22 protein-coding genes are annotated in these 18,354 nt (G+C 63.9%); 16 read left to right on the forward strand and 6 right to left on the reverse strand.

Annotated elements, in window-relative coordinates:
• Positions 1-27: 27 nt before the first annotated feature.
• Together DNK89_RS01895 and DNK89_RS01900 are read right to left on the reverse strand one after the other, a co-directional pair.
• Positions 28-552 carry a superoxide dismutase family protein gene (locus DNK89_RS01895; protein WP_060983890.1) on the reverse strand — a complete coding sequence of 175 codons (525 nt, stop codon included), beginning with the start codon at positions 550-552 and terminating at the stop codon, positions 28-30.
• A gap of 99 nt (positions 553-651) precedes the next feature.
• On the reverse strand, positions 652-1,245 hold the full coding sequence (locus tag DNK89_RS01900) for a gamma-glutamylcyclotransferase (RefSeq protein WP_110958678.1): 594 nt from the start codon (positions 1,243-1,245) through the stop codon (positions 652-654).
• Between the two features lie 106 nt (positions 1,246-1,351).
• Between DNK89_RS01900 and DNK89_RS01905 the strand changes: the two genes are divergently transcribed.
• Entirely contained in the window at positions 1,352-1,873 is a 522-nt protein-coding gene (locus tag DNK89_RS01905; protein ID WP_110958679.1) for an OmpA family protein, read from the forward strand.
• A 112-nt stretch (positions 1,874-1,985) separates the two neighbouring features.
• On the opposite strand, the gene gloA is transcribed toward DNK89_RS01905, so the two are convergent.
• Positions 1,986-2,402: a lactoylglutathione lyase gene (gene gloA, locus DNK89_RS01910; protein WP_110958680.1), complete on the reverse strand. Its 417-nt coding sequence runs from the start codon at positions 2,400-2,402 to the stop codon at positions 1,986-1,988.
• Positions 2,399-2,950 (reverse strand): PaaI family thioesterase, encoded by a 552-nt coding sequence (locus DNK89_RS01915; RefSeq protein ID WP_110958681.1) that lies wholly within the window; start codon positions 2,948-2,950, stop codon positions 2,399-2,401. Before DNK89_RS01915 ends, gloA begins: the two co-directional genes overlap by 4 nt.
• A 73-nt stretch (positions 2,951-3,023) precedes the next feature.
• On the opposite strand from DNK89_RS01915, the gene DNK89_RS01920 reads away from it, so the two are divergent.
• Genes DNK89_RS01920 through DNK89_RS01935 form a run of 4 tightly spaced genes read left to right on the forward strand, consistent with a single transcriptional unit; the run spans position 3,024 to position 6,700 of the window.
• On the forward strand, positions 3,024-3,503 hold the full coding sequence (locus DNK89_RS01920) for a MarR family winged helix-turn-helix transcriptional regulator (RefSeq protein ID WP_110958682.1): 480 nt from the start codon (positions 3,024-3,026) through the stop codon (positions 3,501-3,503).
• On the forward strand, positions 3,493-4,752 hold the full coding sequence (locus DNK89_RS01925; protein WP_110958683.1) for an MFS transporter: 1,260 nt from the start codon (positions 3,493-3,495) through the stop codon (positions 4,750-4,752). Before DNK89_RS01920 ends, DNK89_RS01925 begins: the two co-directional genes overlap by 11 nt.
• A 36-nt stretch (positions 4,753-4,788) precedes the next feature.
• The gene (locus DNK89_RS01930) at positions 4,789-5,292 is read left to right on the forward strand and encodes a MaoC family dehydratase (protein ID WP_110958684.1); all 504 of its coding nucleotides are present in this window, start codon (positions 4,789-4,791) and stop codon (positions 5,290-5,292) included.
• Positions 5,293-5,323: 31 nt separating this feature from the next.
• Positions 5,324-6,700, forward strand: coding sequence for an MATE family efflux transporter (locus DNK89_RS01935; protein ID WP_110959156.1), 1,377 nt, complete (start codon positions 5,324-5,326; stop codon positions 6,698-6,700).
• Between the two features lie 75 nt (positions 6,701-6,775).
• Here the strand turns inward: DNK89_RS01935 and DNK89_RS01940 are convergent, their stop codons facing one another.
• On the reverse strand, positions 6,776-7,573 hold the full coding sequence (locus DNK89_RS01940) for an SDR family NAD(P)-dependent oxidoreductase (RefSeq protein WP_110958685.1): 798 nt from the start codon (positions 7,571-7,573) through the stop codon (positions 6,776-6,778).
• Between the two features lie 562 nt (positions 7,574-8,135).
• On the opposite strand from DNK89_RS01940, the gene DNK89_RS01945 reads away from it, so the two are divergent.
• The 11 genes from DNK89_RS01945 (at position 8,136) to DNK89_RS01995 (ending at position 16,557) form a co-directional block, all read left to right on the forward strand.
• Positions 8,136-8,939, forward strand: a complete 804-nt coding sequence (locus DNK89_RS01945; RefSeq protein ID WP_238990663.1) for a DNA/RNA non-specific endonuclease — start codon at positions 8,136-8,138, stop codon at positions 8,937-8,939.
• A 611-nt stretch (positions 8,940-9,550) separates the two neighbouring features.
• The gene (locus DNK89_RS01955; protein WP_060986573.1) at positions 9,551-9,982 is read left to right on the forward strand and encodes a nuclear transport factor 2 family protein; all 432 of its coding nucleotides are present in this window, start codon (positions 9,551-9,553) and stop codon (positions 9,980-9,982) included.
• Positions 9,983-10,026: 44 nt separating this feature from the next.
• Complete coding sequence (locus DNK89_RS24140; RefSeq protein ID WP_060986574.1) at positions 10,027-10,245, forward strand: hypothetical protein; 219 nt, start codon at positions 10,027-10,029, stop codon at positions 10,243-10,245.
• Positions 10,246-10,294: 49 nt separating this feature from the next.
• On the forward strand, positions 10,295-10,798 hold the full coding sequence (locus DNK89_RS01960; RefSeq protein WP_060986575.1) for an RNA polymerase sigma factor: 504 nt from the start codon (positions 10,295-10,297) through the stop codon (positions 10,796-10,798).
• Positions 10,799-10,816: 18 nt separating this feature from the next.
• Positions 10,817-11,719 (forward strand): anti-sigma factor, encoded by a 903-nt coding sequence (locus DNK89_RS01965; RefSeq protein ID WP_066785942.1) that lies wholly within the window; start codon positions 10,817-10,819, stop codon positions 11,717-11,719.
• Between the two features lie 189 nt (positions 11,720-11,908).
• Positions 11,909-13,336 (forward strand): YncE family protein, encoded by a 1,428-nt coding sequence (locus DNK89_RS01970; protein WP_092699702.1) that lies wholly within the window; start codon positions 11,909-11,911, stop codon positions 13,334-13,336.
• Positions 13,333-13,692: a DUF305 domain-containing protein gene (locus DNK89_RS01975; protein ID WP_008904210.1), complete on the forward strand. Its 360-nt coding sequence runs from the start codon at positions 13,333-13,335 to the stop codon at positions 13,690-13,692. Before DNK89_RS01970 ends, DNK89_RS01975 begins: the two co-directional genes overlap by 4 nt.
• A 70-nt stretch (positions 13,693-13,762) precedes the next feature.
• Positions 13,763-14,296, forward strand: a complete 534-nt coding sequence (locus tag DNK89_RS01980) for an RNA polymerase sigma factor (protein ID WP_050813810.1) — start codon at positions 13,763-13,765, stop codon at positions 14,294-14,296.
• The gene (locus tag DNK89_RS01985) at positions 14,293-14,895 is read left to right on the forward strand and encodes a hypothetical protein (RefSeq protein WP_008904212.1); all 603 of its coding nucleotides are present in this window, start codon (positions 14,293-14,295) and stop codon (positions 14,893-14,895) included. Before DNK89_RS01980 ends, DNK89_RS01985 begins: the two co-directional genes overlap by 4 nt.
• An 85-nt stretch (positions 14,896-14,980) precedes the next feature.
• Positions 14,981-16,213 carry a sulfite oxidase gene (locus DNK89_RS01990; protein ID WP_060987298.1) on the forward strand — a complete coding sequence of 411 codons (1,233 nt, stop codon included), beginning with the start codon at positions 14,981-14,983 and terminating at the stop codon, positions 16,211-16,213.
• Positions 16,210-16,557, forward strand: coding sequence for a cytochrome c (locus tag DNK89_RS01995; RefSeq protein WP_110958687.1), 348 nt, complete (start codon positions 16,210-16,212; stop codon positions 16,555-16,557). Before DNK89_RS01990 ends, DNK89_RS01995 begins: the two co-directional genes overlap by 4 nt.
• Positions 16,558-17,045: 488 nt before the next feature.
• Here the strand turns inward: DNK89_RS01995 and DNK89_RS02000 are convergent, their stop codons facing one another.
• A complete protein-coding gene (locus tag DNK89_RS02000) occupies positions 17,046-18,344 on the reverse strand; it encodes a Y-family DNA polymerase (protein ID WP_110958688.1) in 1,299 nt (432 codons plus the stop codon).
• Between the last annotated feature and the right edge of the window lie 10 nt (positions 18,345-18,354).

Consider the following 18,354-nt stretch of genomic DNA (forward strand, 5'->3'; position numbering starts at 1 on the left):
GACGGCGAAGGCCGCTTTCCCTTTCTTTTACTTGGACGCGATCACCGCACAGGCCAGGCGCGGGCCTGCGTTGCCGGTGGGCTGGGTCTGGTAATCGTCGGGGTCACGGTGAACGATCAGGCCTTTGCCGACGATGTCGGTGGTCGGACCGCCCACACTGATGGATTTCGACACAAAGCTGAACGCGGCCACGCCGTACTTGTCGGCCTTGAGGCTGGGCAGGTCGCCGGTGTGGTGTTCGGCAGCGCCGTGGGCACCGTGGGGTTTGGCGGTGGGATTGAAATGTCCGCCGGTGCTCATGCCGTCGCCGCTGCTGCAGTCACCCTTTTCGTGGACGTGAAAGCCATGCTCTGCGCCCGGCTTGAGGCCACGCACCTCGCCAGACACCTGAACGCCATCACCCGTCTGCACGAACGTGACCGTGCCGTTGGCGGTATTGCCACGGGTGGGCTCCAACTTGGCGGTGGCGCGGTTGCCGGACAGATGGGAGGCACAACCCACCAGCGCCACAGCAGCCAGGGAACACAGTGCAAAAGCAAAACGAATCTTCATGACTCAAACTCCTCGGTGCGAATGAATGAACGCGGGATTGAACCCGATACAAAGGCGCAGTCTCGCAAGCCACTGCCCGCGAGTCCAGAAAAATGTGCACTATGACTCTTTTTGGGCCAGCGCGATCAACCGGGCCAGCGCCCGGTCATGGATGCCGTGCTTTCGCAACTCGTCATAAGTGGCCTGGGCGTAGTCCCGCGTGGTGCCGTAGCGCCCGCAGGCCTCATCAAAGATGCGGCGGTATTCATGGTCGGGCAGCTCGCCGGTGTGGTTGGGGCTTTTGCGCGACAGGGTGAACGCCAGCGCACTCACCGGCCCCTGGGGCGTGTGGCAGGTGAGCCAGCGCGGGTCATACACGCCGGTAGGCATCTCGCGCTGCCACAGGTTGATCATCACCTGCCGCGCATGGGCCTTGTCTATGCGGAACACCATGCCCCTGCAGCTGCCGCCCGACAGCATGCCGAATACGAGGCCCGGGCACTCCGGCGTGCCCCGGTTGATGCGGCTCCACATCTTCAGCGCCCGGTGCCAGCCGTGCACCTTGGCGGGGCGGCGCTCGGCATAGTCAAAATCCGGCCGCCAGATGAGCGAGCCATAGCCAAAGATCCACAGGTCCTGATGGCCGCCCCATTCCTGGAGGGCATGCTCCAGCATGGGCGCCGGGTCTCGCAGTGGGGCGGGCAGATTCGTCATGGCTTCACTCTACAATCGAAAGCTTTGCTGCAATCGGCCAGGGCCTTGTTTTCGCACTCTCTGCAGGGCCGGCCAACCACTTTTTTCATCACTACAGGGATCCTTCATGTCCAGCTCTGACGACGATAGCCAAGAACGTTTTGCCCTCGGTTTTCTCTTTGCACTGATTGCGTTGGTGATCTCCGTGGTGGTGGGCACCGTGGTGGTCAAGCGTCTGGGTGCTAAGGCCCCGGCACAGCCCGCAGCGGTGGTTGTGGACGCTGCTCCGGCCGCGCCGGTTGCCGTCGAAGAAGATGTTGCCAGCGTGCGCGTTGAAAACGGTGTGGTGAAGTTCTACTTTGCCACCGCCAAGGCCGAACTGGCCGCAGGCGCCAACGAAGCTCTGGCCGATGTAGTCAAGGGTGTGGCCGAAGGCAAGAAGGCTGTCATTTCCGGCTTCCACGACGCGACGGGCGACGCCGCCCTGAACGCGGAGCTGGCCAAGCAACGCGCAGTGGCCGTGGCCGAAGCGCTCAAGGCCTTGGGCGTGACTGAAGACAAGGTGGAGCTGAAAAAGCCCGAAGAAACCACCGCAACCGGCAGCAACGCCGAAGCACGGCGTGTGGAAGTGACGCTTGGCGCCCTGTAAGCGCTGCCTGTGTCCCCAACAAAAAACCCGGCAGTGCCGGGTTTTTTGTTGTCTAAATGGCCGCTTGCGCTAGTGGAACATGCGCAAGCAGCTATCTATTTGATAGTGGAAGTTACCGCAGCCCCTGCTGGCCGCCTGCGCCCTCGGCGCGCTGGATCAACTCGATCTTGTAGCCGTCGGGGTCGGTCACAAACGCGATCACCGTGGTGCCGCCCTTGACCGGGCCGGGTTCGCGCGTCACGTTGCCGCCCGCCGCCTTGATCTTCTCGCACGCTGCATACGCATCGGGCACACCCAGGGCAATGTGGCCGTAGGCGGTGCCCATGTCGTAGCTTTCCACACCCCAGTTGTAGGTCAGCTCGATCTCGGCCTGGCCGGGGTTGCCGCCCTCAAAGCCCAGAAAGGCCAGCGAGTATTTGTACTCGGGGTTTTCGGACTGGCGCAGCAGCTGCATGCCCAGAACCTTGGTGTAGAAATCAATCGAGCGTTGAAGATTGCCAACGCGCAGCATCGTGTGGAGGAATTTCATCCCTTCGATTGTGCAGGCAAGTCAAAAACCAGGCAGGTGGTGGTGGCGTGGGCGTACAGCGTACCGTCTGGCCCTACCAGGCGCGCCTCGGCCGTGGCCAGCTGGCGCCCGCAGTGGATCACGCGGCCCTCGGCACGCACCCGCTGCACCTTGGGCGTGATCGCCCTGACCAAGTTGATGCCCAGCTCGGCCGTGGTGTAGCCGCGCCCGGGCTCCATGCGGGTGTGGATGGAGCAGCCCAGGGCCGAATCAAGCAGGGTGGCAAACCAGCCGCCATGCACTGTGCCCATGGGGTTCAGGTGCTCCAGACGCGGAGTGCCTTGGAAGATCGCTGTGCCTTCGCCCACTTCGACGATCAAGAAGTCCAGCGTCTTGGCAATGGCCGCGTAGGGCAGCTCGCCGCGCAGCATGGCCTGCATTTGCTGCAGGCCGTTCAGGTGGGCAATCTGCTCGCGGGTGGCCACGCCCGGGCCGGGGCCTGCATCCAGCGTCGCGAGGATGTCGCGCTCCTGCGCCAGCCAGTGTTCGAGGTGATTGTTGGAGGTCATGGTGTGTCCGGGTTGTTGATGGGGGCGAAACTTTTAGATTGCATATGCAATTATTGCAGATACAATTAAAAGCATGCAAGCCAAACCGTCCACCCTGGCCCCCCTGCTGCCGCAGGGCTGCACCAACTTCAAGCTGCGCCAACTCATGCGCCGCGTCGCCAACCACTACGACGCCGAAATGGCGAAGTGCGGGCTCAAGACTACGCAGTATTCACTGCTGTCCCATGTGCTCAAGCTGGGTCCGATCCGCCCGGGTGACCTCGCCACCGAGATGAAGATGGATGCCTCCACGCTCACGCGCAACCTGCGCCCCCTGGTCGATGCAGGTTGGGTGACGCTGAAGGCAGGCATGGACGCACGCAGCCGCCTGGTGCACATCACCGATGCAGGCCGCGACAAACGCGCGGAGGCGCAGCGCCACTGGAAGGCCGCGCAACTTGCGCTGAATGAAGCGCTGGGTGTGGAACGCGTGATGGCGCTGCATGCACTGGTGGACGACTCACTCGATTTGCTGGCAGCGCTGCCAACGCAGGAGGCAGGGCATGACGAATAACACGACACCTCAAACCGCAGCCAGGTCTGCCGCGCCACTGGCCCTGTGGCTGGTTCTGCTGGCCGCAGCAGGCACCTTTGCGATGACGATGGGCACGCGCCAGACCATGGGCCTGTTCCTGTCCGCGCTCAACACCTCCACCGGATTGGGCATTGGCAGCATCAGCCTGGCGTTTGCGTTTGGGCAGCTGTGGTGGGGCCTGACCCAGCCGTTCGCGGGGGCTGTGGCAGACCGCATAGGCACGGGCCGTGTGATCTTGCTGGGCGTGGCGCTGGTGGCGCTGGGCACCTTCATCACGCCGTATATGACGACCACGGCTGGGCTGATCTTTGCGATTGGCGTGCTGGCTGCCGGCGGCGCGGGCATGGCGGGACCATCCGTGCTGATGGCGGCCACTGCGCGGTTGGTGCCGCTGCAAAAGCGCGGACTGGCCAGCGGCATCGTCAACGCGGGCGGCTCGTTCGGTCAGTTTGTCATGGCGCCCATCGCCATCAGCCTGACGGCCGCCGTGGGCTGGGCCAGTGCCATGCAATGGCTGGGCGTGCTGGTGCTGCTGGCGCTGCCGGCGGTGTGGGTGCTCAAGGGCAACTCCAACGCGTTGGCGGCGCAGGCGGCTGCTGCGTCCGGCCAGAAGGCGCTGACCGCGCGCGAGGCCATTGCCCAGGCGCTGGCCACGCCCAGCTACCGGTATCTGGCGGCGGGTTTTCTGGTCTGCGGCTTCCATGTGGCCTTCCTGGCTACGCACTTGCCCGGCGTGATTGCGGCCTGTGGACTGTCGCCGGAGATAGGCGGCTGGTCGCTGGCGGTGATTGGGCTGTTCAACATCGTGGGCAGCCTGGCCATGGGCTGGGCGGTGGGGCGCTGGCGCATGAAGTCGCTGCTGTCGCTGCTGTACGCGGTGCGTGGCCTGGCGGTGCTGATCTTCCTGTTTGCACCCAAGACGCCCGCCGTGGTGCTGATCTTCGCCGCCGTCATGGGCATCACGTTCCTGTCCACGGTACCCCCCACAGCCGGACTGGTCGCCAAGATGTTTGGCACAGCCAACATGGCCATGCTGTTCGGCATCGTGATGCTGTCGCACCAGGTGGGCGGCTTCCTGGGTGCGTACCTGGGCGGGAGCGTGTTCCAGGCCACCGGCAGCTATGACTGGGTCTGGTACATCGACATCGTGCTGGCCCTGGGCGCAGCGCTGGTCAACCTGCCTATCCGTGAAGCACGCCTAGCCCGGCCCGCCGCCACGGCCGCCTGAACGAACCAACACCCCCTCTCCAAGAAAGCCATCGACATGACGCAGTCCCCGGCCAGCCACGCCTCGACAACCACAAAGCCCCCGATCTACCTGGAAGACCTGGCGGTGGGCGACCAGTTCACCAGCGGCGAACACACCATGGACGAGGCGCAGATCACCAGTTTTGCCGCGCAGTTCGACCCGCAGCCCTTTCACCTGGACGACGCCGCAGCCCGTGACACGCTGTTTGGCGGCCTGGCTGCCAGCGGCTGGCACACGGCGGCCGTGACCATGCGCTTGCAGGTGACGAGCGGTCTGCCCATTGCGGGCGGCATCATCGGCGCAGGCGGCGAGCTGACCTGGCCCCGGCCCACACGCGCCACCGATGTGCTGCATGTGGTGAGCGAGGTGGTGCAGATCCAGCCCTCCAAGTCCAAGCCCGACCGGGGCATGGTCACGGTGCGCAGCGAAACCCGCAACCAGCACGGCGATGTGCTGCAGCTGTCTACCGTGCGCATCGTGGTGCCACGCCGGCCTGCAGCCGGTGGGGCAGGGGCCTGATGTGACCGAGGCCCTGAACCCGCGCACCCGCATGCTGCTGGAGGCGCCCATTGCGCCCACCTTGCTGCGGCTGGCCGCGCCCAACGTGCTGGTGATGCTGGCGCAGGCGGGCGTCGGGCTGATCGAGACCTACTTTGTCGGCCAGCTGGGCACCGATGCGCTGGCGGGCATGGCGCTGGTGTTTCCGGTCGTCATGCTGATGCAGATGACCTCGGCGGGCGCCATGGGCGGCGGCATTGCTTCTGCCATAGCACGCGCCCTGGGCGCAAGGCGGCGGGACGATGCCGACGCGCTGGTGCTGCATGCGCTGGCCATTGCGGCGGTGTTTTCGATGGTCTTTACCGTGGGCGTGGTGGGAGGAGGGCGCTGGCTCTACACCCGCATGGGCGGCACGGGCGACGCGCTGGATGCGGCGCTGGTCTATTCCAACTGGGTGTTTGCGGGCGCGTTTCTAGTCTGGCTGTTCAACACGCTGTCGGCCGTGATCCGGGGCACGGGCAACATGACTGTGCCAGCCTACGTCACGGTGCTGGGCGCGTTTGTACTGGTGCCGCTTTCGCCACTGTTCATCTTTGGCTGGGGCCCCATGCCGGGCCTGGGGATTGCCGGTGGCGCCATTGCGCTGATGGCGTATTACCTGATCGGCAGCGCAGTGCTGGCCGCATACCTGTGGTCGCCGCGCAGCCTGCTGCGGCCGTCGCTGGCGCACATCCGGTTTCGTTGGGTGCTGTTCAAAGACATCCTGCGGGTGGGTCTGGTGGGCACGGTGTCTACCGTCGCCACCAATCTGGCGATTGGCGTCACGACCGCATTGGTGGGTGGTTTTGGCACAGCGGCCATCGCGGGATACGGCACCGCATCGCGGCTGGAATACCTGCTGGTTCCGTTGGTGTTTGGCCTGGGCGCGCCGCTGGTGGCCATGGTCGGCACATGTATCGGCGCTGGCCAGCGCGAGCGCGCTTTGCGCGCCACCTGGATTGGCGCGGCCATGGCGTTTGTGATGGCCGAGGCGATTGGCCTGTGGGCGGCAGCCTTTCCCAACGCGTGGCTGTCCCTGTTCAACAGCGACCCCGCCATGCTGGAAGCGGGTGCGCTGTATCTGCGCACCGTCGGCCCCGTGTACGGTTTCTTCGGCCTGGGCCTGGTGCTGTACTTTGCCTCGCAAGGGGCAGGGCGCCTCCTCTGGCCAGTGATCGGCAACATCGTGCGCCTGGCGGTGGCTGTCACCGGCGGCTGGCTGGCGCTGCGCTGGGGCGGTGGACTGGCCGCCGTGTTTGCAGCGCAGGGGGCGGCGCTGGTGCTTTACGGCTTGGTCAACGCCTGGGCGATTGCTGGCGGCGCCTGGTTCGGTCCGGTGGGCTGGCCGCGCAGTACCACCCGGCTGCTGCAGCGCATGCCACAGGTCTGAAAGTGATGAAAACAGCTGCTAGCGCCAGTGAATCATGCGCTGGCAGCTATCAAAACAGGAGTGGCCAGAAGTGCGTCAGACCGGCACGGTGTAGTTGAGCGTCATGCGCCCGCCGTCCACAGTAACGATCTCGCCGGTCACATAGCTGGCCGCATCGCTGGCCAACCAGGCCACCACATCGGCAATCTCGGACGGCTCGCCCAGCCGCTTCATGGGCGTGCGGCTCATGATCTTGTTCTTGGCCTCATCGCTGGTCAGCACGGCCTTGGCGGCCAGCTCGGTGGCGATGGTGCCCGGCGCCACCGCGTTCACGCGGATGTTCTTGTCGGCCAATGCCAGCGCCATCACCCGCGTGAGCTGGTTCACGCCGCCTTTGCTCACGTTGTAGCTGGAGATATTGGGAATGGTCAGCACACCGTTGACCGAGCTCATGTTCACGATCGAACCGCCTCCCGATACCACCATGGCCCGCGCCACCGCCTGGCCGACCAGGAACGAGCCCTTGAGGTTGACCCGCAGCACCGCGTCAAAGTCGGCCTCGGTCACATCCAGAAAGTCTGCCGCACGAAAGATGCCCGCGTTGTTCACCAGCACGTCGATGCGCCCATGGGCCGCCAGGGTCTGGGCCACCAGTGCATCCACCTGCGATTTATCGCCCACATCGCAGCGCACATACAGCGCGCCCAGCTCCTGTGCCAGCGCCTGGCCACGCGCATCGTCCACGTCGACGATCACCGGCTTGGCGCCTTCGGCCGCAAAGCGGCGGACACAGGCCTCGCCAATGCCTTGGGCACCGCCGGTGACGATACAGACGCGATCACGAAGGCCGAAGTGGATGTGAGATGTGGAGGGGGTTTGTGTGGGCAGTGTCATGGGCGATGATGGTAGCGGCATGGACGGATGACAGAGGCCAGAGCGTCCAGATTGAGCGATGAGATACAGTCGTGGGACTCACCATTTAGTAGATAAATTCTGTAGTACTGGATTCGTGTTGCTTTTGAATTTCCTTAGGAAAAGAGGTCAATCGGGTTTTGTGATCGTTGCATATGTGTTCGGCGCTCCGGCGTTGCACTTCAAAAGCAACGCTGAAGCTGGCGCTAGGCTCGGTCTGAACGGTTTCTCCCAATGTCTGTTGCATTTCAGTGCGGCAGCTGCCTTCTGACCAATCACCGATAAGTCTTCAATTGATCGCTTCTGAAGCTGCCGGACTACCCATGGTTGTGACATTCCCGAGCAGGCTGCCGTTGCGGTCGGAGTGTTGCGAAGACACTCCCGTACTAGCAAAAATGCACTCCTATCGGAAGGTTTTTTGTTGGTGGAAATCGTTCTGCAAATAGCCGCAAAAAAACGCGAGGGGCCAGAGCTTTCGGTTGAGATCGAAAATTGAACGGTGCTCCAATCAGGCTACGTTTTATTCGACCGTACTACTCCTGCTGTGAATGATTTGTTCTCTTGGCCTGCCCCTAAGCGCCGGGCATCTGTGCTGGCAATAACGCTGGCCAGCGTTGCTTCCCTGAATCTTTCTTGGGCGCGGCTTCCGCAGTTCGACAGTTCGGCTCTGCTCACACCCGAGCCCACTTCATTTGCACAGTGCCCGCAATTCTTCGCAAATGAAACACCACCGGCTATCACCCACCGACCGCAGTTGCGTGAGCTTTGTTATCAGGCTTTTGCAGTTTTGCATTCGGGCAATAGCAAGACACCGGTGTTTGTAGCTCAGAGGCTGAATCGCGAGATGCTCGAAGGGGGAAATGAGAAACGGGCCAAGCGCTTCTTTGCGGACGCACGGTTGCCGAGCGGTGAGCGGGCGGAGCTGGAGGACTACAAGAACTCAGGCTACAGCCGCGGGCACATGGCGCCTGCCGGCGACATGACCACGCCCGCTGCGATGGCTCAGAGCTTCAGCTTGGCAAACATGGTTCCACAGAATGCCCAGCACAACGGTGGCGCTTGGAACAAGATCGAACAGGACACCCGGCACTATGTGAAGCGGGCCAAGGGGGATGTGTTTGTGATCACAGGACCAGTGTTCACGGATGCGGCGCCGCGCATTGGAGCCAATGGGGTGAAGGTTCCGACCTATCTGTTCAAGCTGGTGTACGACGCGACCACTCTGAGAGCCTGGGCTCACTGGCAAGAGAATCGCGAGGGCGAAACGGTGGGCCAACCAATCAGCTACCAGGAACTGGTGAAAAGGACGGGAGTGGAGCTTTTGCCAAGAAGTCCATTGCAGCGTTGACGTTGAATCAGTGTTGAGGACAGCCCTTGACACTGTGACTGCTTCAGACTGGTTGCGGACGACCGCCGCCAAGTTTGTGAATGGCCGCAATGTTTATCAACAGTCACTCGCACCTACGGTGTCCAGAGGACGGCAGCGCCGCCCATACAAGTCTCTCACCAGGGCGGAGCCTGCGGGATGTCACATTCAACTTGAGAACCAGAGAAACATGCCATCGACTTGCATACGCCGGCGACCTCTTGCGAATAAGGTATCAATCCAAATCGCCGTCATCTGCAAGGCGCGAACGCACCATCCGCAGTAAGCGTCGCCCCTTTTTGCATGGTTGATCGCAGTCGGTGAGGTAAACAAGCGCTGGGTGCCCGCGCTGCTGATGTGAAACATTGACTTTGTTCGATGAGCCAACACGCGGAACACCCTCTGCTGCGTGCGCCTTTGACTTCGCGAGCACATCAGCCGAAGCACTGGTCCGGTGGCGACAAAAAAGATATCAAGAAAGTTTGTGTTCATTGGAATACCAGCCCGGCGCTCACCGTCTACCCACATGAAGGAACCTGAAGGTCCCTCCGCTGGCCCCACCTCAACGACGCTTTCCAATCTCAGGATCAACCATGTTCAAGACCCTCGTACTTGCCGCCACCGCCTTGACTCTCGCCGCTGGCAGCGTCTCTGCCGCCCCTCTCGACGACGCCCGCACGCACTTTCAGGCCATCGCCTCGGGTGATACGCAGATCGTCATGCGCGCTTACGCCGACCAGGCTCAGCTGAACTGGGTGGGCGGTCCGCTGGATGGTACGTATGCCACCACAGAGAGCATCCGCGCCACCTGGGAGAAGTTTGGCAAAGCGGTTGGCCCCTTGAAACTCACCGTGGGCCAGATCGACGAGTCGGCCAACCCCAAGGGATCCACCGTGTCCGCCAACGTGGTGTTTGAGGGAAAGATGCCCATCAAGGTGCGCTATGTGCTGACCTTCCGCGAAGGCAAGATCGTCAGCGAAACCTGGCAGATCGACCCCAAGCTGGCCGTGGCCGCAGCCTACTGACATGGCAGACAAGTCATCAGCTTGACGAACCGCCAACGACTGCCATGAAACACCCCACCTCCTTGGCCAGCGTGCTTGTTGCAACGGCATCGCTCATGGCTCCGCTTGCGCAGGCGATGACAGCCGGCCCACCGGCCACGCTGGTCGGTGTCGGACTGGTCGATGGAAAGGGCCAGCCGTTCTGCGCCTGTCAGGCTGTTCAAAAGCCTGGTGAGCGCGCCAATGACCACTTCAAGGTCATGTGGCAAATCGTCGTGGAGTGACACCTGGCGATACCTCCAGAGCCCGCTGCGACCCAATTGGACTGCGCCGATGCACGAAGACACCCAATTCCTGGCCTGGCTGCCGCGCCTGCGCCGCTACGCGAGAGCGCTGGCGGGCAACCGCGAGGACGCCGACGATTTGGTGCAGGACACCCTGGAGCGGGCATGGACCAAGGCAGACAGGTGGCGCGGCGTGTCCGACATGCGCGCCTGGCTATTCAGCATGATGCACAACTTGTACGTCGATGGCGTGCGTCGGCCCAAGCTCAGCACCGTGACGATGGACGAAGACACCCCCGAGGTGCCTTTGGCACCCACACAAGGCGATCGGCTGGCGGTGCTCGACCTGCAGGCCGCGCTCGATCTGTTGCCTGTGGAGCAGAAAGAGGTTCTGTTGCTGGTCGCGCTGGAAGACATGGCCTACGCCGATGTGGCACTGACGCTGGGCATTCCCATCGGCACGGTCATGTCGCGCCTGTCGCGTGGCCGCGAGCGCTTGCGCGGGGTGATGGAAGGCCGTTCTGAGCCGGTGCGCTTGAAGGTTGTCAAATGAATCATCGAAGGGCTCGCCATGAACGCTGAACTTCCCCCGTCCACCAACGCGCCGGTCACCGAAGCCGAACTGCAAGCCTTCGTCGACGGCCAACTGCCCCCAGCCCGCAAACTTGACATTGAAAGCTACCTGGCGACCCGGCCCGCAGAGGCGCTGCGGCTTGAGGCCTATCGGGCGCAGAAGCGCGGACTGCATGCCTTGTTCGACCCTGTGCTGAACGAGCCGTTGCCACAACGCCTGCGGGCGTCTGCCCGACCTCGCATCGCCTCTCAAACCCCTTGGTACCTGCAACGCCTGGTCGCCGGGCTGGCCATTGCGGTCGTCAGTGGCGCGGCGGGGTGGGGACTGCGCGGCGGTTTGCCGACGTCTGGCACAGGCGACTCAGCGCAGCTGGCTGCGGTGACGGCGACGCCAGGTGCAGTCACGCGGGCGTCGACCAACGAATTCACGCAACGTGCCGCGGTGGCCCACGCGGTGTACAGCCCAGATGCCCGGCGCGCGGTCGAGATCGACGCAGCGAACGAGGACCAATTGGTGGCCTGGTTGTCCAAACGCATGGGCGCACCGATGAAGCCACCCCATTTGCAGGCCCAGGGCTACACGTTGGAGGGTGGGCGCTTGTTGCCGGGCGGGCAGGGGCCGGTGGCGCAGTTCATGTACCGCAACGAGGGGGGCAACAAGCTCACGCTGTATGTGTCCAACGACGTCGGTGACATTGGAAGTGCCGGTGGATGGAGCCCGGCGGTAAGAGCTGAACCAACCAATGACACCGCCGCCTTCCGTTTTGCTCAAGAGGGCGCAATCAACGTCTTCTACTGGGTCGACGGACCGTTTGGCTACGCGCTGTCATCCGATGCCGACCGCAGTGTGTTGGCCCGGGTGTCGACCGAGGTGTACCGGCAGTTAGGCGTCTCTCGCTGAGGGGCCCTGAGGCCAGCCCGGTGCTGCCGTTGTTTGCTTGCGGCATGGAATCAAACGCGGCGCAGCGCGCTCTTGATCGTTTAGGCGCTGTTACACCACCTTCGTTTTCTTCAAGGTACTGCCCACGCAAGGGCAGACCGTCTTGTTTTCTGTCTTGCTCTTCTGCAACCCATCAACTCAAAGGCATCCATGAGTACCCAACGCCGCGACATCCTCAAGTTTTCCCTGGCAGCGGCCACCGCCGCAGCGTTGCCCGCCGGCCCGAGCCTGGCCCAGGCCCAGACCCCGACGCCCGCACCAACACCAGCAACAACGCTGGCGCCCGGCACAGCGGGCAGCAACATCGACCCGCGTGACCGCGTCTTCATCACCAACGAAGACTCCAACACCTTGGTGGTCATCGACCCCAAGACCAACACCGTCGAGTCGACGATCAACCTGACCAGCTTTGACGAAGACCCTCGTCCCCCGTTTCGCTTTGTGACGGCCGGCGTGGCGCCAACGCACGCGGCGATGGTCCACAAGCCGCTGTACCACGGCTGTATCGATGCGCACGGCGCGGTGCCGTCGCCCGATGGCCGGTTGCTGGCCACCAGCGGGCGCGGCTCCAGCAACATTTATCTGATCGACGCCGAGCAGCGCCGCGTCATCGGCAACACACCCAACCCTGCGTCTGGGCCCACCACCAACCCCGAGCGCCTGAGTAGTGGCCTGCTGCTGGGCCGCGAACCGCACGAGCCCACTTTCACGCGCAACGGCCGCGAGCTGTGGGTCACGCTGCGCGGTGAAGACCGCATTGCCATCGTCGGCGTCGATCGTGCCGTTCGCCAGCTCAAGGGGGCCGACAGCCCGGGCTCCAGCGCGGTTCGCCAATACCTGCCCACGCTGAGCGGCCCGGCGCAGGTGTGGTTCAACCGTGAGGGTACGTTGGCCTTTGTGGCCAGCCAGAAGGTGTCGAAGATCGACGTGTTCCGCGTCAACCCCGGCGCGGATGGCCACAGCCAACCGCAGCGGCTGACCACGCTGGACATCAGCGCACAGGACAAACCCGGCTTCACGCCCTTCATGAAGACCACACCCGACGGTGCCGAGGTGTGGTTCTCGCACAAGCTGGCTGATGCGGTGTCTTGCCGCTCGACGCAGGGTGGCTTCGACCTGATCGACACCGTGCCACTCGGCATGGGCGCTCGGCCCAACCACGTTGAGTTCGTGCGCAATGCGCGCGGCAGCGTGGTCTATGCCAGCCTGGCGCGCATCGACGATGGTGGCCCCGGCGGCGTGGCGTCGAGCCCGATCGCCATCATCGACCGCAGCGCTCCGGGCGGACAGCGCAAGGTGGTGGGCACCTTCTCCAGCCGTGGCCGCGAGTCGCACGGGTTGTGGACCAACCCCGAGAACACGCTGCTGTATGTGGCCCACGAACAGGACGAGCTGCCCGGCACGCCCAACGCGGGCCAGACCGTGTGCAGTGCATTTGATGTGAGCGACCCGCTGCGCCCGACCTTCATTGCGCAGATCCCCCTGGGCAATCTGACGCTGCCCTCTGGCGCGCTGCGCAACAAAAAGAGCATCAACCTCGTCTACGTGCGTGTGGGCGAGAAGGGCCAGACGGCATGAGCGGCGCGCACACCAGCCACGGCGCCAGCGCCGCGCACACCAGCGCATTCCAGCGGGATATGGACGAATCGATGGCCCGCATGATGCAGGCCATGCACAGCCCGGGCTACGCAGGCCAGGCCGACCAGGACTTTCTGGCGATGATGATTCCGCACCACGCCGGCGCTGTGGACATGGCGCGGCTGGTGTTGCAGCATGGGCGCGATCCTGTCACCCGGCAGTTGGCCGAGGAAATCATTGCCGGGCAGACGGTGGAGATCCAGAGCATGCAACGCCGACTGCACACCCTGCAGCAGCGCACAGCCAAAGGTGCGGAAGCGGAATTTCCGTCGCTGGGTGGGACGCGGGGGCCTTGATCGACAGCCCTAGGGAAAGTACCGATGAGCGCCACGGAATGAACCAAGCCACGCAGCGCTCTTGATCACCATGCTGTTCCAGTCTGCCGAGTCCCGCTATAACCAATGGGTGCGTGAGCACTACCGTTTTTTGCTGCGCAGTGCGTGGGCGCTCACTGGTTCGCGCGCCATTGCCGAAGACGTGGTGCAAGACTGTTTTGCCAACGCCTGGAAGCACCGGGAGCAACTGCGCGACGCTGCGCTGGCACGGGCTTGGCTCTTTCAGATCATGCGCCGCGCCGCCTTTCGCCAGGCCGCACCCAGCATGCAGTCGCTGGACGATGAAGAGCAGCCCGAGCAAGCGGCGCCCGACGCGGGGCTGGACGACAAACTCGATGTCGTCAAGGCGCTCGCGCGCCTGGCGCCCATCCACCGCGAGGTGCTGGTGCTGTTTTATTTCGACGACATGCCCACCGCCCAGATGGCCGAGGCGCTGGAGATCGCGCCCGGCACGGTGTTGTCGCGCCTAGCCCGTGCGCGCGACGCTTTGAAGCTGGCCATGGGGGTACCTGCGACACCCAAGGCCGATGTCAACGTTACCCCGTTTCGCAGGACCAAGACATGAGCCCCGATACCGACGCGCCTTTCCTGCCCGACAGCGAATTCGATTTGCGCGCGCGCGCCGAGTTGGCGATCGCCTTCGAGGCCAGCGACGCACCGGCACACCTGTACCGAAAGCCGCAGCCGCTGCTGGCGCGACGCGGCTTGCAGCGTTTTCTGGCTGCGCTTTTGCTGGCCGGTGGCACCAGCGGCGGGGTGCTAGCCGTGCGACCGCCAGCGATGGTGCGCGACGCGATCGACCACGAATACCACGAGCGCAGCTTGCGGGGCAGTTTCATGGAGCAGCGCCAGTTGCTCATGCACCTGGGCATGCGGGACGCCAACGTGGTGCCCGGGTTTCCCCAACTCATGCGGCCATGCGATATCGAAGGTCACCTCGCTTACCACCTCACCACGTTCTTCGAGAAGGGCGGCATGGTGACGGTGTATGCCTTTGACCAGCCTGTGGACCTGCGCGAGGCCAGCGGCTGGTGGAGCAACGTGCACTGGAAGGTGATCCGCTCGCGCGAGGGCAAGCCCTTGTTGCTGGTGGCCCAGAAAAAGAAGGCACTGGCGGTCGCGCAGACGGCACTGCAGGCACCTCCCGTGTCCGGGCCAGGCTGAGGCACCGCGTCCCTGTCAACGAATCAACCGCGCACCCCTTTCACCCCAACCGGCGCACGACGCCCAACCACCGGAGACCCCAGAAATGAACCAACAACCCACCTCGCTCCCCCGGCGCCACCTGCTGGCCGGCAGCGGCGCTGCTTTGGCTGCCGTTGGTCTGGCCAGCTTTGGCCGCACCGCAGCCGCTGCTGGTGAGGCCGCGCCCGTCGCCGTGGCCGGTGCTGCCAAGCCTCTGCCAGCGTACGTGGGCTGGAAGGACCCGGCCAGCCTGATCGTGCACAGCAGCACCACCATTGAGACCAAGCGCAGTGTGTTCGGCACCAGCGTAATCACGCCGTCCGAGCAGCTCTACATCCGCAACAACCTGCCCGCGCCCGACGCCTCGATCCTGGGCAACCGCGATGCCTGGGAGATCAACATCGAGGGGGTGAAGAACCCGCGCAAACTCACGCTGGGCGACCTCAAGCGCATGGGCATCGAGACCACGGCAATGGTGTTGCAATGCTCTGGCAACGGACGCGGCTACTTCCCCAACAAGCCCAGTGGAACGCCTTGGCAAGTGGGCGCAGCAGGCTGTGTGGTGTGGAGCGGTGTGCCGGTGCGCTGGGTGGTGGATGCCCTGGGCGGCGTGGAGGCCGGCATGGCCTACCTCACCGGCACAGGCGGCGAAAAACTCCCCGATGGACTGGACCCCAAGAGCGTGATCGTGGAACGCTCGGTGCCTGCTGCCGCACTCGCCGATGCCCTGCTGGCCTGGGAAATGAACGGTGTGCCGATTTCGCTGGCCCACGGCGGCCCACTGCGCTTGATCGTGCCGGGTTACACGGGCGTGAACAACATCAAGTACGTCAAACGCCTGGCCTTCACCGCTCAGGAGACCGACGCACGCATCATGTCGCACGGCTACCGCATTTCACCGCCCGGCGCGAAGGGCGACCCGTCGCAGCCATCGGTGCAGGAAATGACGGTGAAGTCGTGGATCAACGGTCCCGGCACGGACGGCGCCCCGCTTAAAGCGGGTGACACACAGATCCATGGCGTGGCGTTTGGCGGCATGAACGCGGTGGCCAAGGTCGAGGTTTCTCTGGACGGCGGAAAAACCTGGCAGCTCGCGCGCATGGTGGGGCCCGACCTCGGCCGCTTTGCGTGGCGGCAGTTTGTTTTTGCGGCACGCCTGCCGGCGGGCCAGTTCACCCTGGCGAGCCGAGCCACCGACACCGCAGGCAACGTGCAGCCCGAACAACGCATGGAAAACGCGGGCGGCTACAACAACACCAGCTGGGCCGACCACGCCGTGAAAGTGAGCGTGGCATGAAGCGCACAATCCAAAAACACGCGTTGGTCGCTGCCCTGTTGTCGTTGGCATTCACAGTGCTGCCCGTGCACGCCGCCGACGATGCCGCGCAACTTCAACAAGGCAAGGTGTTGTTCGGCCAAGGCGCGGTGCCTGCCTGCGCCCTGTGCCATGCGCTCAAGGACGCGGGAGCCGAAGGCGCCGTGGGCCCCAGCCTGGACGAGCTCAAGCCCGATGCCAAGCGCGTGGCCACCGCGCTGCGCAATGGCATTGGGCAGATGCCGTCCTACAACGGCAAACTCAGTGATGTGCAAATTGCCGCCCTGGCGGCCTACGTGGCCAAGGCTTCGGGTGGATCAAAGTGATGGCTGGTTGGCCACAGCGCTGTTGCGCCAACTGACAAAAAGGACGGGATCACCTGCAAACAGCGATCCCGACTGAGTGGCTGACCCAGGGCGGGTCAGCCACTCACCATCACTTGCCTGGTTTGATGTCGGGGACCACCATCCAGCCAGCCCCCATCATCACAACCGCCGGGAACTTCTCGCCGGCCTAAGTCTTGCCCAGCATGGCCTTGTGCTCGCGGTAAACCATCAACGCTGGCGACACGCCCAGGTGATTGATCGCACCATGCTTGATGCTGCTGCAGTCTTGCTCGTCGAGCTTGCAGATCTCTGCACGCTGTTGTCAACTCTCTAGCAATGTCAACTGCGCGCCTGAAACCTGTCTCTGCGCATTACCACGATGCATGAATAGGAAAGATCGCAATCCGGCACGCCAAGGGCATTCACGTTGAAAACTCGAACGGCAGCAACCGCTGCTGAGCGGTCTCCGCGGTACGGCTAGTTCACTCTTACGCTCGCGCCACCGGCACATCCTCCCACCGCGTCGTGTACTGCGGCGTGCGCCTCTCTTGCTTCATCCCCCAGTCTTTGCCCTTGTTGGTGCCCCCCGTGGCGCCTGAATGCACGGTGCCCTTGCCGTAGCGGTGATTGAGCGTATCCAGCGCCACCATCAGCTGGGTGCGATCCCGGTGGTCTTCATCCTCCAGATCCAACTCGCCCTGCAGCACGCTGCCCGGCATCAGGTCCAGCAGCATCACCCCGGCCTTGGCCATCTTGAAGCCGGGCTCATAGATGCGCCGCATGCCAGCGGATGCGGCCCACACCAGCTTGCCGGTGTCGGCCGTCGGACGGCGCAGTGGTACCACGATGCTGCGGTTGAACCGGGGCCCGGGCCGGAACGGCGAGGTGTGGCAAAACACCAGCAGTTGGCTGGCCAGACTGCCTTGCTTGCGCAATTTCTCGGCCGCACGGCTGGCAAACTCGCTCACGGCCTCCACCAGCGGCGGCAGCTCGGTCACTGCCTGGCCGAATGCCCGCGTGCAGGCAATTTCCTTTTTGGGTGCTGGTGCATCGTCCAGGTCAATGCATTGCATGCCCTGCAGCTCGCGCACGGTGCGCTCCAGCACCACGCTCCAGCGCCTGCGCACCGTGGCCGGGTCCAGACGCGTCAGGTCCAGCACGGTATGCACACCACCTTCATGCAGCTGCGCCGCGATCTTGCGGCCCACGCCCCAGACTTCTTCCACCAGCGTGGCGGCCAGAACATCGTCCAGGTCCTGGGCGGGCAGGGCGGTCAGGTTGCACACCTGGGCCAGCTCGGCCGGGTAGCTGCCCGGTTTGCGCTCTGCCGTCTTGGCGATGTGGTTGGCCAGCTTCGCCAGCGTCTTGGTGTGACCGATTCCGATCCCGCAAGGTATGCCGGCCCACTGGTGGATACGGGCGCGGATGGCGTGGCTGCGGGAGGTCAAGTCGCCCCGCATACCCTGCAGCCCGATGAACGACTCATCGATGCTGTAAATCTCCTGCGAGGGCCCCAAGCCCGCCGCTAGGCTCATCATGCGGTTGCTCATGTCGCCGTACAGCGTGAAGTTGGCACTCAATGCCACCAGCCCGTGGGTCTCTTCCATGTGCCGAATCTGGAACCACGGCGCCCCCATCTTGATGCCCAGGGCCTTGGCCTCATTACTGCGGGCGATGGCGCAGCCGTCGTTGTTGCTCAGCACCACCACCGGGCGGCCGTTCAGGCTGGGTCGGAACACCCGCTCACAGCTCACGTAGAAGTTGTTGCCATCCACCAGCGCATACATGCCGGCCTCC

This window comes from Acidovorax sp. ST3 (assembly GCF_003231145.1).
GTDB lineage: Bacteria > Pseudomonadota > Gammaproteobacteria > Burkholderiales > Burkholderiaceae_C > Acidovorax.

Coding starts and splice junctions, on each gene's coding strand:
- DNK89_RS01930 (WP_110958684.1), top strand. CDS start 4,789: ATGACGCAGTCCCCGGCCAGCCACGCCTCGACAACCACAAAGCCCCCG.
- DNK89_RS01900 (WP_110958678.1), bottom strand. CDS start 1,245: ATGACGAATCTGCCCGCCCCACTGCGAGACCCGGCGCCCATGCTGGAG.
- DNK89_RS01965 (WP_066785942.1), top strand. CDS start 10,817: ATGAACGCTGAACTTCCCCCGTCCACCAACGCGCCGGTCACCGAAGCC.
- DNK89_RS01960 (WP_060986575.1), top strand. CDS start 10,295: ATGCACGAAGACACCCAATTCCTGGCCTGGCTGCCGCGCCTGCGCCGC.
- DNK89_RS01905 (WP_110958679.1), top strand. CDS start 1,352: ATGTCCAGCTCTGACGACGATAGCCAAGAACGTTTTGCCCTCGGTTTT.
- DNK89_RS01925 (WP_110958683.1), top strand. CDS start 3,493: ATGACGAATAACACGACACCTCAAACCGCAGCCAGGTCTGCCGCGCCA.
- DNK89_RS01980 (WP_050813810.1), top strand. CDS start 13,763: ATGCTGTTCCAGTCTGCCGAGTCCCGCTATAACCAATGGGTGCGTGAG.
- DNK89_RS01975 (WP_008904210.1), top strand. CDS start 13,333: ATGAGCGGCGCGCACACCAGCCACGGCGCCAGCGCCGCGCACACCAGC.
- DNK89_RS01985 (WP_008904212.1), top strand. CDS start 14,293: ATGAGCCCCGATACCGACGCGCCTTTCCTGCCCGACAGCGAATTCGAT.
- DNK89_RS01895 (WP_060983890.1), bottom strand. CDS start 552: ATGAAGATTCGTTTTGCTTTTGCACTGTGTTCCCTGGCTGCTGTGGCG.
- DNK89_RS01955 (WP_060986573.1), top strand. CDS start 9,551: ATGTTCAAGACCCTCGTACTTGCCGCCACCGCCTTGACTCTCGCCGCT.
- DNK89_RS01920 (WP_110958682.1), top strand. CDS start 3,024: ATGCAAGCCAAACCGTCCACCCTGGCCCCCCTGCTGCCGCAGGGCTGC.
- DNK89_RS01995 (WP_110958687.1), top strand. CDS start 16,210: ATGAAGCGCACAATCCAAAAACACGCGTTGGTCGCTGCCCTGTTGTCG.
- DNK89_RS01935 (WP_110959156.1), top strand. CDS start 5,324: ATGCTGCTGGAGGCGCCCATTGCGCCCACCTTGCTGCGGCTGGCCGCG.
- gloA (WP_110958680.1), bottom strand. CDS start 2,402: ATGAAATTCCTCCACACGATGCTGCGCGTTGGCAATCTTCAACGCTCG.
- DNK89_RS01990 (WP_060987298.1), top strand. CDS start 14,981: ATGAACCAACAACCCACCTCGCTCCCCCGGCGCCACCTGCTGGCCGGC.
- DNK89_RS24140 (WP_060986574.1), top strand. CDS start 10,027: ATGAAACACCCCACCTCCTTGGCCAGCGTGCTTGTTGCAACGGCATCG.
- DNK89_RS01915 (WP_110958681.1), bottom strand. CDS start 2,950: ATGACCTCCAACAATCACCTCGAACACTGGCTGGCGCAGGAGCGCGAC.
- DNK89_RS02000 (WP_110958688.1), bottom strand. CDS start 18,344: ATGTATGCGCTGGTGGATGGCAACAACTTCTACGTGAGCTGTGAGCGG.
- DNK89_RS01940 (WP_110958685.1), bottom strand. CDS start 7,573: ATGACACTGCCCACACAAACCCCCTCCACATCTCACATCCACTTCGGC.
- DNK89_RS01970 (WP_092699702.1), top strand. CDS start 11,909: ATGAGTACCCAACGCCGCGACATCCTCAAGTTTTCCCTGGCAGCGGCC.